Source organism: Enterobacter genomosp. O, from assembly GCF_001022965.1.
GTDB lineage: Bacteria > Pseudomonadota > Gammaproteobacteria > Enterobacterales > Enterobacteriaceae > Enterobacter > Enterobacter cloacae_L.
This window is the reverse complement of sequence record NZ_LECZ01000025.1, coordinates 429975-443717: the sequence shown is the minus strand read 5'-3', so window position 1 is coordinate 443717 and position 13743 is coordinate 429975. Positions and strand designations below refer to the sequence as shown.

The 13743-nt window shown below is 51.9% G+C and carries 17 protein-coding genes; 6 read left to right on the top strand and 11 right to left on the bottom strand.

Going from position 1 to position 13743, the window contains the following annotated elements:
• Positions 1-41: 41 nt before the first annotated feature.
• A complete protein-coding gene (gene uspG, locus ABR39_RS12040; protein ID WP_047347116.1) occupies positions 42-470 on the bottom strand; it encodes a universal stress protein UspG in 429 nt (142 codons plus the stop codon).
• 180 nt (positions 471-650) lie between these two features.
• Here uspG and ABR39_RS12035 point away from each other — a divergent pair, with 180 nt between their 5' ends.
• Entirely contained in the window at positions 651-1889 is a 1239-nt protein-coding gene (locus ABR39_RS12035; RefSeq protein ID WP_047347115.1) for a zinc-dependent alcohol dehydrogenase, read from the top strand.
• Positions 1890-1899: 10 nt separating this feature from the next.
• Here ABR39_RS12035 and yldA read toward each other — a convergent pair whose 3' ends face one another.
• Together yldA and rnk are read right to left on the bottom strand one after the other, a co-directional pair.
• Complete coding sequence (gene yldA / locus ABR39_RS26310; protein WP_276202997.1) at positions 1900-1989, bottom strand: small membrane protein YldA; 90 nt, start codon at positions 1987-1989, stop codon at positions 1900-1902.
• Positions 1990-2126: 137 nt separating this feature from the next.
• Positions 2127-2537 (bottom strand): nucleoside diphosphate kinase regulator, encoded by a 411-nt coding sequence (gene rnk, locus ABR39_RS12030; RefSeq protein ID WP_047347114.1) that lies wholly within the window; start codon positions 2535-2537, stop codon positions 2127-2129.
• A 245-nt stretch (positions 2538-2782) separates the two neighbouring features.
• Here rnk and ABR39_RS12025 point away from each other — a divergent pair, with 245 nt between their 5' ends.
• Positions 2783-3400, top strand: coding sequence for a flavin reductase family protein (locus tag ABR39_RS12025; protein ID WP_047347113.1), 618 nt, complete (start codon positions 2783-2785; stop codon positions 3398-3400).
• Here the strand turns inward: ABR39_RS12025 and rna are convergent.
• Positions 3394-4203, bottom strand: coding sequence for a ribonuclease I (gene rna / locus ABR39_RS12020; protein ID WP_047347112.1), 810 nt, complete (start codon positions 4201-4203; stop codon positions 3394-3396). The genes ABR39_RS12025 and rna overlap by 7 nt on opposite strands.
• A 94-nt stretch (positions 4204-4297) precedes the next feature.
• Positions 4298-5665 (bottom strand): anaerobic C4-dicarboxylate transporter DcuC, encoded by a 1368-nt coding sequence (dcuC, locus tag ABR39_RS12015; protein WP_047347111.1) that lies wholly within the window; start codon positions 5663-5665, stop codon positions 4298-4300.
• Between the two features lie 394 nt (positions 5666-6059).
• Here dcuC and pagP point away from each other — a divergent pair, with 394 nt between their 5' ends.
• Both pagP and cspE read left to right on the top strand, forming a co-directional pair.
• Positions 6060-6677 (top strand): lipid IV(A) palmitoyltransferase PagP, encoded by a 618-nt coding sequence (gene pagP, locus ABR39_RS12010; RefSeq protein WP_165587281.1) that lies wholly within the window; start codon positions 6060-6062, stop codon positions 6675-6677.
• Between the two features lie 190 nt (positions 6678-6867).
• Positions 6868-7077, top strand: coding sequence for a transcription antiterminator/RNA stability regulator CspE (gene cspE / locus ABR39_RS12005; RefSeq protein WP_002439184.1), 210 nt, complete (start codon positions 6868-6870; stop codon positions 7075-7077).
• 219 nt (positions 7078-7296) lie between these two features.
• On the opposite strand, the gene crcB is transcribed toward cspE, so the two are convergent.
• Positions 7297-7680 (bottom strand): fluoride efflux transporter CrcB, encoded by a 384-nt coding sequence (gene crcB, locus ABR39_RS12000; protein ID WP_047347109.1) that lies wholly within the window; start codon positions 7678-7680, stop codon positions 7297-7299.
• A gap of 66 nt (positions 7681-7746) precedes the next feature.
• On the opposite strand from crcB, the gene ABR39_RS11995 reads away from it, so the two are divergent.
• The gene (locus tag ABR39_RS11995; RefSeq protein WP_047347108.1) at positions 7747-8535 is read left to right on the top strand and encodes a deaminated glutathione amidase; all 789 of its coding nucleotides are present in this window, start codon (positions 7747-7749) and stop codon (positions 8533-8535) included.
• Between the two features lie 125 nt (positions 8536-8660).
• Positions 8661-8864: a twin-arginine translocase subunit TatE gene (gene tatE, locus ABR39_RS11990; protein ID WP_023310742.1), complete on the top strand. Its 204-nt coding sequence runs from the start codon at positions 8661-8663 to the stop codon at positions 8862-8864.
• An 81-nt stretch (positions 8865-8945) separates the two neighbouring features.
• Here tatE and lipA read toward each other — a convergent pair whose 3' ends face one another.
• From lipA to dacA, 5 genes are all read right to left on the bottom strand, one after another.
• Entirely contained in the window at positions 8946-9911 is a 966-nt protein-coding gene (lipA, locus tag ABR39_RS11985) for a lipoyl synthase (protein WP_047347107.1), read from the bottom strand.
• 206 nt (positions 9912-10117) lie between these two features.
• On the bottom strand, positions 10118-11071 hold the full coding sequence (locus tag ABR39_RS11980; RefSeq protein ID WP_047347106.1) for a YbeF family transcriptional regulator: 954 nt from the start codon (positions 11069-11071) through the stop codon (positions 10118-10120).
• Between the two features lie 291 nt (positions 11072-11362).
• Complete coding sequence (lipB, locus tag ABR39_RS11975) at positions 11363-12004, bottom strand: lipoyl(octanoyl) transferase LipB (protein WP_047347105.1); 642 nt, start codon at positions 12002-12004, stop codon at positions 11363-11365.
• Positions 12005-12099: 95 nt separating this feature from the next.
• Entirely contained in the window at positions 12100-12363 is a 264-nt protein-coding gene (gene ybeD, locus ABR39_RS11970; protein ID WP_006177135.1) for a DUF493 family protein YbeD, read from the bottom strand.
• Positions 12364-12468: 105 nt separating this feature from the next.
• Positions 12469-13680, bottom strand: coding sequence for a D-alanyl-D-alanine carboxypeptidase DacA (gene dacA / locus ABR39_RS11965; protein ID WP_014069323.1), 1212 nt, complete (start codon positions 13678-13680; stop codon positions 12469-12471).
• Positions 13681-13743 lie beyond the last annotated feature (63 nt).

Genomic DNA, 13743 nt, shown 5'->3' with positions numbered 1-13743 from the left:
ACCTGCAATAGCGAGAGGCCACCGAAAGGTGGCCTCTTTTTTTATCTAACGACCATCACCGGTATGTGGGTGTGGCGGATCACGCTGGAGGCGTTAGACCCCAGCAGATGCGTGGTAATGGAAGGGTTGCGCGAACCGATGACCACCACGTCTGCTTTCAGCTCGGTCGCCAGTTCATTTACCGCATCGCGTACGCTGCCAAACCTGACGTGCGTTTTAATGCGAGAAGGGTCGATGCTGAAATGGCTGACCATAGTTTGCAGGCGCGTTTCCGCTTCGTGCTGCAAATGCTCCTCGAAGCGACGCACGTCGGCGGCAAAGCGGTGAAGGCTCAGGCTGGCGGAACCCGGCAGCACGTGCAATAGATGGATAACGCCGTCCTGTTGCGCCAGGAACTCCGCATGACGTACGGCCTTGTCGCTCAGCTCCATCTCAAAAACATCAACCGGCATAATGATTCTCTGATACATACCCGTTTCTCCTTGTTTATAAACGCTGAACTCATTCAACCACAAAATACAAATGGTTTCTGTAAGCGCCCCGGCAGTTTTCTTATCTCGCCAGGATAAATCTCAAAAGGTGTGTATTCCCGGGCAGGCCTTCAGGGGTAGCTACCCTTATACACTTACCTGGAACCTTTCGGAGGTCGCATGAAAGCACTTACGTATCACGGTCCGCACCATGTTCGCGTCGAGAATGTCCCTGACCCCATCATTGAACAGCCCGACGATATCATTCTGCGCGTCACGGCCACGGCTATCTGCGGCTCCGATTTGCATCTCTATCGCGGAAAGATCCCGAAGGTGCAGCACGGCGACATTTTTGGCCATGAATTTATGGGGGAAATCGTCGAATGCGGAACAGAGGTGAAGAATTTGCAAAAAGGCGATCGCGTGGTAATCCCCTTTGTCATCGCCTGCGGGGACTGTTTCTTTTGCCGTCTGCAGCAGTACGCGGCCTGTGAGAATACCAATGCCGGGCAGGGAGCCGCGCTGAATAAAAAGCAAATCCCCGCGCCGGCCGCGCTGTTTGGCTATAGCCATCTCTACGGCGGCGTGCCGGGAGGGCAGGCGGAATACGTTCGCGTGCCAAAAGGTAACGTCGGACCGTTTAAGGTCCCGCAGCTTCTTTCTGACGATAAGGCGCTGTTCCTGTCCGATATTTTGCCTACGGCCTGGCAGGCGGCAAAAAATGCGCAAATTCAAAAAGGCTCAAGCGTAGCCGTTTTCGGCGCCGGGCCGGTGGGGCTACTGACCATTGCCTGCGCGCGGCTGTTAGGGGCTGAGCAAATCTTTGTTATCGATCACCACCCTTACCGGCTGCAATTTGCCGAGGCGCGTTACGGGGCAATTCCCATCAACTTTGATGACGACGACGACGCAGCGGAAAAAATCATCGGGCAGACTGCAGGCCAGCGCGGCGTTGATGCCGTGATCGATGCGGTAGGCTTCGAAGCGAAAGGCAGCACCACGGAAACGATCCTCAGCAACCTGAAAATTGAAGGCAGCAGCGGCAAAGCGTTGCGCCAGTGCATTGCTGCCGTGCGGCGCGGCGGGGTAGTCAGCGTACCCGGCGTGTACGCCGGGTTTATTCATGGCTTCCTGTTTGGCGATGCCTTTGATAAGGGGTTAACGTTTAAGATGGGCCAGACGCACGTCCACGCCTGGCTGGGTGAGCTGCTACCGCTTATCGAAAAAGGGCTGCTTACGCCGGAAGAGATCGTGACCCACTATCTCCCTCTTGCGGATGCGGAACGCGCCTATAAGATTTTCGAAAAACGGGAGGAGGAGTGCCGGAAGGTCATTCTGGTTCCTGGTGCAGAAACGCCTGAGGCCGCAGAGCAAAAAGTGAAGGGCCTGGTCAATGCTTTCCCGGGTGGCGTTGCGTGAGAAAACACGCTTACCAGTGGCGTTCAAGGTAGAGTACGGCCGTGACGATAATCGCCACAAAAATCAGAAAAATGAGTGTGATAGCCAGTATTTCACCCATGACCGTCCCCGCGGCACCAAAACAGATTAAGCGTGGATTAAGGCCTTTTCGCGCGATATAGGAAAATGGGGTGAATTTGCGGAAAGAGGATGCGGCTGCATCCTCTGTGCAAAGCGGGGGCGCTTGTTCAGAAGAGGTTAACGCAGGTAATCGCCCGCGGCTTCTGGCTGGTAAAGCAACGCCAGCACTTCCAGATGGGTAGAGGTGCCGCCCGGTAATTCCCAGTGGATGGTATCGCCCGTGCGCAGCCCTAGCAGTGCGGCACCCACAGGAGCAAGGACAGAAAGCTGTGTGCTGCTGTCCGTCATCTGCGACGGGTAAACCAGCGTGCGGGTCAGCTCTTCGCCGGTGGTCAGGTTGCGGAATTTTACCTGGCTGTTCATGGTGACCACGTCATGCGGCATTGACTCAGGGGTGCACATCTGCGCCCGGTCAAGCTCTTCATTCAGGGCGTCGGCCACCGGAAGTGAGGCAAACTCTGCTTTTTCTAACAGCCTGTCGATACGTTCTGCGTCGAGCTCATTGATGATAATTGTAGGTCTGGACATTTTTACTCCATGTCGTTAATGCTGCGTGTCACGCAGAAACCAATCCAAAAGAAAACCCTCGCCGTCTGGCAGCGAGGGTTTAACTCTCCCGATGATACTGGCTGAGCGCGCAAGTTTGAAGTGATGAAGGTCACATTCATGGTCCATATGAATTTTCACTGAAATTTATTCAGTCTGCATTCCGGACGGATTGCGTTACGCTGAACGTCCTGAATCCGGGCGTTGCCCACCAACGAGAGAGAACTATGTATTTCTACCAACCGTCTCAGGGACACGGCCTGCCGCATGACCCGCTGAACGCTATTATTGGTCCACGTCCGATCGGCTGGATCTCCTCATGCGATAATGCCGGTCAGCTGAATCTCGCACCGTACAGCTTCTTTAACTGCTTTAACTATCGCCCGCCGATCATCGGCTTTTCCAGCAACGGCTGGAAGGACAGCGTGCGTAATATTACCGAGACCAAAGAGTTTGTCTGGAACCTGGCGACGCGCGACCTCGCTCAGGCCATGAACCAAACCTCTGCAATGCTTCCCCACGATCGGGATGAATTTAGCTTTGCCGGGCTCACGCCAGCGGCCAGCCAGCTGGTGAATGCGCCTCGCGTTGCAGAAAGTCCGGTGAATTTTGAGTGCCGCCTGTCGCAGTGCATTCAGCTTACCGGAGCCGACGGCACGCTGGTGGATACGTGGCTGGTATTGGGAGAAGTGGTCGGTATTCATATTGCCGAAACGCTGCTGGAAGAGGGGATATACCAGACGGCGAAAGCGCAGCCCATCCTGCGTGCGGGTGGGCCGACGGCTTACTATGGCATCAGTGACGAAAACCGGTTTGATATGGTACGCCCGGGCGCGGGTCAGTAACCGGCTTTATCAATCACGAATTGTTTTCCGCAGTTACCCGGATGTGGCTGCGGTGCAAACGACGTTGCTGAAAGCGGGTTATTAATGGTGTCTGCCTTCAGCGAAATTTGCATCTCGGTCAGATACGCCGGATTGCCGTTGCAGGTTAGCTTGAACGCTTTGACGTTTTCCCTGCCCCAGGTTTTGGCGACGGCACTGTCAAAGTTGCTACGACTGACGGTTTTTCCGTAGTTATCGGCGAGGAATTTACCCACCGCACTGGTTTTAACTTCCTGATTCATCCGCACCATCGTGCCGAAATAGGCGTCGGGATCAAAACCAAAGCAGACGCCATGTTTGGCATATTCGTAACGTTCCAGGCAGGAATTACCGCCCGCGCCCGGCATCACGTCGTTGAGCTTTGCGGCGCCGGAGAGCGACAGCCCGGTTTCGGCGGCGGCACATTTGCGGCTGGCCTTCACTTCCGGCATGTTCGGGATGGGACGCGTGGCACAGCCAAAGCGCATCCACCGACGTTCATCCACGCCGCGCGAGGCAATAGACTTCGGCAGGCCTGGCCATAATCCGTGCACGGTCAGAAAATCGGCTTTGTTTTCGGCCTCTTTTTGCAGGCGACACTCGTCAGGTTCATTGCGGTTGCGCTCGACCATGCTCTGACAAAAACCGGTTTGCCAGGACAGCGCCAGAACATAGCGATCGAAATCGCCATACTGCGTTGCCTTGAGCGGTTCGGCCTGGGCGGAGAAGACACAGAGTGCAAGCGCCATGGCGCCAGATGGGATAACGATATCCTTCCTGAACATATGATTTCCTGATCGAATGAACATGATTAATTTCTGGAAGTTATTAAAGCACAAAAAGCGCCCGCAGGCGCTTTTTGGATATCAGTAATTTAGCTTAGGCTGCGCCGGGAACCAGCACTTCCGTGGCGATAATCACGATAATCAGCCCAACAATAACGGGCACTGAGGTGCGTTTTACCACTTCGAATGGCGAGATTTTCGCCATCCCGGCAACGGCGACGACCACACCCGATACCGGCGAAATAGTACGACCCAGGTTTGAGGCCTGCAGCATGGGAATGGAGAGATACGCCGGGTTAATACCGGAGGAGTGGGCCAGTTTTGGGATCATCTCAACGAATGCGTAGAACGGCGCATTACCGGAGCCGGTGGTCATGGCCGCGAGCATGGTGAGCACCACCAGAACCAGCATCAGGATAATACTGGCCGAGCCGAACGAGGTGGCAATGGAGATCAGGCTCTGGATAAAGCCAATCGTGCTCAGACCCTGAGCAAAGACGCCTGCTGCCACCAGCAGCATCACCACGCCAGCGAAGGCATCCGCCATCCCGCGATACGCCACTTCCAGACCCGTGAACACTTTTTGCGTGTTAAAGCCGCGCACAAATTCCAGCACGGCGGCCAGCAGCATGCAGATGACCAGAATGGTGATGATGTGCAGCTGCGGGCCCCATTTTCCGTCAAAAATCAGCACCCCGATAATCGGCGTGAACGGCAGAATGGCGTAGAAAGCGGGAGCGGTAGTGGTGATTTCACTCACGTCCATCATTTCATGGCTGATGTTTTCTTTCTTATCGAGATAGCGCTGCCAGAAGAAATGCGCGATGCCCATCCCAACAATGGCAACAATCGAGATCGGCAGCGTGGTTTTAAAGGCGAAGTCGATGAGTGACATCTCCGCAGCCTTGGCTGCCAGCACAACGTCGCCAGAGGTCGGGGAGAGAATAATGGCTGCCGGAGACGCGCAAATTGCCGCTGCCGCACCACGGCTGATACCGACGTTCACCATGACCGGGAACAGCGTGGCCATGAGCAGTACGCCGAGGCCGGTTGCTGACGACACGGCCAGCGACATCAGGCAGGCGAGGAAATAGGCGGCGACCATCAGCAGATACGGCGAGTTGATGTACTGCAGGGGTTTCGAGGCAAGCTTAACCACCATGTCGTTGGCGCCGATATGGGTCATGTAGGCCGCAAAACCGCACAGCATCATGATCATCATACCCAGGTCGCCACCGCGGCTCATGAGCAATATTTTAATGTATTCAACAATATCAGTGGCGGTATAACCGGTGCTGGTAGCGCTGGCAGGTAATACCTGATGCCCCATTATTGCGCTGATAATCAGCAGTGTTAACCCGCCAACGAATAATACGCCCGTGGCCGAGTAGCCTTTAATGATGTAGCGTGCGACACCGACAATGACGACGACTCCAATAAGGAGTTCGATTAACGTAAGCATGATTTCCCCTGTATCTTTGCTGCACTGGAGCACAAAAAATCTATAAAAAAAAGAAGGATGAAATGTGCCCAATAAATGGGCCGTTCTTGCTGATTAAAATCAATAAACAGACGACTAGAGAACAGAACAATCGTGTTTTTGCCATGACCCAGACATTTATGTCATGAGAGCCTTGACCAGCAGAAATAGCGCAACATGTCTTTACAATGATAACAGATTGTTAATGTTTTGTGTGATTTAGCATGTTGCTGATAAAAAAGGTTAAAGCGGTAAAAGGCACACCCTGCATGGGCTTATTCAGACTTGCCTCCAGCATTTATTAAGAATATTCCAGAAAAGAGGGTGAATAATTAGGAATAACGCCGATGTCGTTAAGCTTTGATTCAACTATTTTATGGTAAACTTTGCCTCGAATACTAAGAATGGTAATTGCATTGTGATCGTACGTAATACTTTTTTCTCTATTTTGTTGTTTATTTTTGGGCAGTTAACGTTTTCTTCTGTTGCACAGGCAGGAGACAACGCGACGGATAAAGGCTGGTTCTCAACCTTTACTGATAATGTTTCCCAAACCTGGACGGCTCCTGAACATTATGACCTCTATGTTCCGGCGATAACGTGGCATGCGCGTTTTGCTTATGACAAAGAGAAAACAGATAAATACAACGAGCGTCCCTGGGGGGCGGGTTTTGGCCAGTCGCGCTGGGATGAAAAGGGAAACTGGCATGGCATCTATCTGATGGCCTTTAAAGATTCGTTTAATAAATGGGAACCGATTGGGGGTTACGGCTGGGAGAAAACCTGGCGACCCTTAGCGGACGAGAACTTCCACGTCGGTTTGGGCTATACCGCCGGGGTCACCGCACGTGACAACTGGAACTACATTCCGATTCCGGTGCTGCTGCCGCTGGCCTCTATTGGCTACGGCCCTGCAACGTTCCAGATGACCTATATCCCGGGTACCTATAACAACGGTAACGTTTACTTCGCCTGGATGCGTTTTCAGTTTTAACTGAAAAAACTTTACATGGTGGTGAAAAAACGCGCAGTCGTTGATTCATAAACGATAAAAATCTGCCAGTGAAAATTAACGCGACTTTAGTCACTTTTTATCAAAGATCCGCTGGACAAAAGGTCCCACAATTGATGTACTGGTAACCGACACAGCATTTGTGTCGTTTTTTAATGTAAAGGTAATTTTGATGTCTAAGATTAAAGGTAACGTTAAGTGGTTTAATGAGTCCAAAGGATTCGGTTTCATTACTCCTGAAGATGGCAGCAAAGACGTGTTCGTACACTTCTCTGCAATCCAGTCTAATGGTTTCAAAACTCTGGCTGAAGGTCAGCGTGTAGAGTTCGAAATCACTAACGGTGCCAAAGGCCCTTCTGCTGCTAACGTAATCGCTCTGTAATTCAGACGCGTCAGCAAGAATTTCAAAACCCGCTCACTGAGCGGGTTTTTTTCGTTTTGAATCAGCCAAGCAGATACATTTTCAGGAAGCTGGCAACGATCAGCACGCTCAACAATACCATTCCTGCGCTCATCAGACTCTGTTTCATTCTGTCACCCTCGTTCAGTACTGCATTCAGAGTGACAGAGAAAAATTAAGCCAACATTAACGTCCCGTCCGTTAATGTGTACTTGCAGTAGAAAACAGCCAGAATGCGATCCCCGTCATCGCAAAGGAACCGAGCATGTTAATCGCGATATTCACCAGCGCCCAGCCGATACGGCCTTCCTGAAAGAGAAACACCACTTCGGCAGAGAATGTGGAGAAGGTGGTTAACCCGCCGCAGAAACCTGTTGTAATCAAGACCTTCCACATGGGGTCGATGTGCGTCATTCGGTTAAACCAGGCCAGCCCCATGCCAATGATAAAGGCACCAATCAGGTTTGCGGCAAGCGTTCCCATTGGAATCGCCTGATGCAGGGGGTTAAACCGCATACTTAGAAACCATCGCGCAACGCTACCCGTTCCCCCACCAATAAAAACGGCTAAAAGTAGTTGTAACACGCTTAATACCTGCTATTTGATTGTAAGAGTAGCGAGTTTAACGCCGTTTATGATGAGGGGACAAATATGTATGTAGCGGTAGGGCAATTTGCGGTCACGCCTGACTGGCAAGAGAATGCGATTAAATGCGTCAACCTGATGAGGCAGGCCCGGCAGAAGGGCGCGTCGCTGTTAGTTCTCCCCGAAGCGCTGCTGGCCAGGGATGATAATGATCCGGATCTGTCGGTGAAGTCGGCACAGCCTCTGGACGGCGGATTTTTACAGCAATTACTGGCCGAGAGCATCGGCAACGAGATGACAACCATTTTTACGGTTCATGTTCCCTCCACGCCGGATCGTGCGGTGAATACGCTCGTGGTGATTCGCGGCGGGACAATAGTTGCACGTTACGCCAAGCTACATCTCTATGACGCGTTTAGCATTAAGGAGTCGCGACGCGTTGACCCCGGAGACCGTGTTCCGCCTCTGCTGGAGATTGACGGGTTTAAGGTTGGGTTGATGACCTGCTACGACCTGCGTTTTCCGGAGCTGGCGCTTCATCTGGCGCTACAGGGCGCGGACGTGCTGGTATTGCCTGCTGCGTGGGTCAAAGGACCGTTAAAAGAGCACCACTGGTCAACGCTGCTTGCGGCGCGCGCGCTGGATACGACCTGTTATATGGTTGCCGCAGGAGAGTGTGGTACTAAAAACATCGGGCAAAGCAGGGTGGTTGATCCGCTGGGTGTGACGATTGCCGCCGCCGCGGAAGCACCGGTTTTGCTGATGGCGGAGATAAACTTAGACAGAATTGCGCTTGCCCGTCAGCAATTACCCGTTCTTCGCAATCGTCGATTTGCGCCACCGCAATTATTGTGACGTTTTTTTCAACAATGCTTGATTCACCTTGTTACAGATTGCTATTGTGTGCACGCGCTAAATGACCGTTAATACAATCAGGTTTTGGCGCTGAATGCAGCCTGTTTTAAGTAAAGAAGGTATCTATGGGTGAGATTAGTATTACCAAACTGCTGGTGGTTGCCGCACTGGTCGTCCTGCTGTTTGGTACCAAGAAGTTACGCACGCTGGGTGGTGACCTGGGCGCTGCCATCAAAGGCTTCAAGAAAGCGATGAACGACGATGATGCGGCTGCGAAGAAAAGCGCCGAGGATGACGTCCCGGCAGACAAGCTTTCTCACAAAGAGTGACAGCAATGCCTGAGGGCTTGCGAAAAAAAACCGGCTCATGAGGCCGGTTTTTTTGTATTACTGTAAATGAATATTACAGCATTATTTAACTTCTTCGCCTTTTGCCTGCATATCGGCATGGTATGAGGAGCGAACAAATGGGCCGCATGCTGCGTGGGTAAAGCCCATCGCCAGCGCTTCGGCTTTCATTTCATCAAACTCGTCCGGGCTCACGTAGCGCTGTACCGGCAGGTGGTGGCGGCTTGGCTGCAGATACTGTCCCAGGGTCAGCATGGTCACACCGTGGCGGCGAAGATCGCGCATCACCTCGATGATTTCCTCATTGGTTTCACCCAGACCCACCATCAGACCTGACTTGGTCGGGATATGCGGATGCGCTTCTTTGAAACGCTCCAGCAGCTTCAGAGACCAGTTATAATCTGCACCCGGACGCACCTGGCGATAAATACGCGGCACGTTCTCCAGGTTGTGGTTAAACACATCTGGCGGTGTAGCGGTCAGGATATCCAGCGCACGGTCCATACGGCCGCGGAAGTCTGGAACCAGCGTCTCAATTTTAATATTTGGGCTTTTCTCGCGAATGGCCGTAATGCAATCAGCAAAGTGCTGAGCACCACCATCACGCAGATCGTCACGGTCAACGGACGTGATAACCACGTAACGCAGCGCCATGTCAGCGATGGTCTGCGCCAGTTTTTGGGGTTCGTTAGCATCGGGTGCAACTGGACGGCCATGGGCTACATCGCAGAACGGGCAGCGGCGGGTACAGATAGCACCCAGAATCATAAACGTCGCGGTACCATGGTTGAAACATTCAGCAAGGTTCGGGCAAGAGGCTTCTTCACAGACGGAGTGGAGGCCGTTTTTGCGCATCGCCGCTTTGATCCCCTGGATACGCGAAGAGTCAGCCGGAAGTTTGATTTTCATCCATTCCGGTTTTCTTAACAGCGCCTCGCGCTCTGTAGCCACGTTTTTAACCGGGATAAGGGCCATTTTATCGGCATCGCGGTATTTAACTCCGCGTTCCATCACAATGGGTTTACTCATAGCGTGCGTGTTCCAGTTGCGAATATCGAAGGAAAGCGTTTCAATTCAAGGGAATGTTGTATTTATCAACTATTTTTGAACGAACGACAGGCAGTATATCATTGAAATGGTCGTTAAAGCAGCCTGCCACGTCGCCAATTTGTAAAATAGTTGTTGTTTTGTGCCTTTTGCCCTGCAAGCGCAGGGGCTTATGCTGGCTTAAGCTGTCAGAAGGCCTGGCGGATAATGCGGATGACGTTTTCAAGTACCGGATCGCGCAAGCTCAGTTTGTTGTAATGCAGTGAAATCTCGATAGATTCCGCATTAAGTTGCCCGAGTGGGATGCTTTCCAGCGGCCAGCATTTCCGCAGCAGGCTATACAGGCGTGCCGGCATGATGCACAACATATCGCTGCTGCCGATCAGGGATGCAGTAGTGAACATATTGTAACTACTGAAGCTTATCTGACGCTCTGGGAAAATTTCATCAATACGCTGGCGCAGAGCATGATTAGACTGCCCCTCAGTGATGAAAGAAGAGTGGTCGTAGTTGCGCAGGTTTTCGAGGGTCAACGGCTCGCTGAGGGCGGGATGCTGCTGGCGGCACACCAGAACCAGGTTATCCGCATAAAGCACATTTTGCCCCAGCGCTCTGGCACTGAAGCTTCCGCTTTCAATAATCAGGTCCGTCTGGAACTGGGCAAGCTGAATATCAGGTTCATTGAGCGGCACATTGCGAAGCAGGAGCTGTGGCGCATGCTCTTTCACGGCCTGGAAGATTGCCGGCATTACCAGTACACCCACAGAAGGCGAACAGCCGATGGTGATGGTTCTCTGCTTATCGTAGCTTCCGGTTAAATCCAGAGCGCCCAGAATCGACTCCAGTCCCTGGCTGATGAACTCATGGAGGTGCGTGGCGTAAGCCGTCGGCGTCACCCCCTGGCCCTTACGGATAAATAACGGGTCGGGGAATATAGCGCGTAGCTTTTGAATTGACTGGCTTATTGCTGATGGCGTGAGATTAAGAATTTTCGCAGCGTTAACGATACCCTTGTGGACATATACTGCCTCAAAAATAGTCAGTAAATTGAGATCAATATTACGTAAAGTCCGAAAAATTTGCGGCTTGTCTTCGCCACCAGAGTCATTCAGGCGTTTGGCTGGTAAATTATTATACTCCACGCTTTCACTCCGTATACATTCACAATATGAATGATAGTTGAATTTATTTATTATGCTTGTAGAGATTCGTAAAGTGTTGGTTTTGTTTCACTTGTTTATCGAAAACAAACAGTTGTGTGATTATCACTCACGTTACTTAGGCCGTGTTTGCCGCGCTTGCGTAAGGCTAAATAATATGTAACGGTAATATTCGGGCGCTTCGAAAATATAGAATCTGGGGTTTATTGTAAAGCGCAAAAGCGGTAAATAAACAGTGGCTCGTCAAATTAGCGAGCCATGTTGTACGATATATTAAGCAGGGATATATTCGTGCGGGGGATTGTTAAGTAGTGCTAACACGTTCTTCAAAAGTACGGGACGAATAGTTTCTGGCGTCGCGGTTTCAACCCACTGGCGCATGTGCGTCATTTCCATGCCGGCGTAGCCGCAGGGGTTTATGCGCTGGAAAGGCGCGAGATCCATATTAATATTCAATGCGAGGCCGTGGAAGGAGCAGCCTTTACGGATACGCAGTCCCAGAGAGCAGATCTTCATTTCCCCAACGTAGACACCCGGCGCATCGGCTCGTGGGTGCGCGTCAATACCGTATTCCGCCAGCGTGTTGACGACGGTTTGCTCCAGTAAGGTAACCAATTCACGCACGCCAAGCTTTCTGCGCTTCAGATTCAACAGGACGTACATTACCTGCTGCCCGGGCCCGTGATAAGTGACCTGCCCACCGCGATCGCTCTGAATCACCGGGATATCACCCGTCATCAATAAATGTTCCGCTTTTCCCGCCTGACCCTGCGTAAATACCGGCAGGTGTTCCACCAGCCAGATCTCATCCGGGGTGCTGTCATCGCGTGAATCGGTGAAATCATGCATAGCCTGGGAGACAGGCTCATAAGGTTGCAGCCCGAGGTGACGGACCAGAATTTTATCCTGATACAAAACTGCGTCTCCGAAGACGAGGGACAAAAGGTGTGCGGGAGTATATCACAGCGGGGGAGAGGGGTTACCCGGCAAACCGGGTAACCGCAAAGGGACTACAGAACCATACGAACAATTTCGATATTGCCGAGCTCTTCGTACAGCGTCTCAACCTGCTCAATGTGTGTCGCAGTGATGGTAATAGAAACCGAGTGGTAGTTGCCCTTGCTGCTTGGTTTTACTGACGGAGAGTAGTCACCCGGCGCATGGCGCTGTACCACTTCAACCACCTGATCAACCAGCTCAGGTTTCGCCAGACCCATTACTTTGTAGGTAAATGAGGTAGGGAATTCAAGCAGTTCGTTAAGTTTGGTTTTCATGTCAGCTCCGGCGTAACGTCAAAAAGAATAACTCCCACGTCAGGTGGGAGTTATCAGGATACTTAGTATATGGGGATCAAAATCACACTTTCAAGTGTTCAATTTTTAACCAAACCAGTGATGGAACATCAATTTAATGTAATCAATGATTTTGCCGAAGAAATTGCCCTCAGGAATTTCTTGCAGGACAACCAGCGGACGCTGATCGATCGTCTTACCATCCAGCTGGAAGTTAATGGTGCCCACAACCTGGTTTTTCTGCAGCGGGGCATGCAGCTCGGTGCTGTTCAGGACGTAGCTGGCTTTCAGATCCTTCATACGACCGCGAGGAATGGTCAGGTACAGGTCCTTATCAACGCCGAGGGAAGCACGGTCGTTGTCACCGAACCAGACGGGTTCAGAAGCAAACTCCTTGCCTGCTTTCAGTGGATTCACGGTTTCGAAGAAACGGAAGCCCCAGGTCAGCAGTTTCTTGCTTTCTGTTTCGCGGCCTTTAAAGGTACGACCGCCCATCACGGCTGAGATCAGACGCATCTGACCTTCAGTGGCAGAAGCCACCAGGTTGTAGCCCGCTTTATCGGTATGGCCAGTTTTGATGCCGTCAACGTTCAGGCTGTTATCCCACAGCAGGCCGTTACGGTTGGTCTGACGAATACCGTTGAAGGTGAACTCTTTCTCTTTATAGATAGAGTACTCATTGGGTACATCGCGGATCAGCGCCTGACCAATCAGGGCCATGTCGCGTGCGGAGCTGTACTGACCGTCTGCATCCAGGCCGTGTACGGTCTGGAAATGGCTGTTTTTCAGACCCAGCGCGGTCACGTAGCTGTTCATCAGACCCACGAAGGCATCCTGGCTACCGGCGGCGAAATCGGCCATTGCCACGCAGGCATCGTTACCTGACTGCAGGTTGATGCCGCGAATCAGCTGAGAAACAGGAACCTGCATACCCGGCTTCAGGAACATCAGAGAAGAACCTTTGAAGACAGGGTTCCCGGTTGCCCACGCATCGTTACCGATGGTGACCAGATCCGACTCTTTGAATTTACCTGCCTTCATAGCCTGGCCGATAACGTAGCTGGTCATCATTTTGGTCAGGCTAGCCGGGTCACGGCGCGCATCGGCATTCTGTTCTGCCAGCACTTTGCCAGAGTTGTAATCGATCAGGATGTAGGATTCCGCATCGATTTGCGGAACGCCAGGGATCATGGTCTTGATATTCAGGTCATCGGCGTGAGCTGCAGAGAGTGCAGCAGCGCAAAGGGCCGTGGTCAGCGCCATGCGCTGCACAAAACGAGCAGAAAAGGTGGTCTTCATGGTCAGAACTACGACATCCGTGATGGAATTAAAAAAAGTGCCTTACTATAGCAAATGCTATTC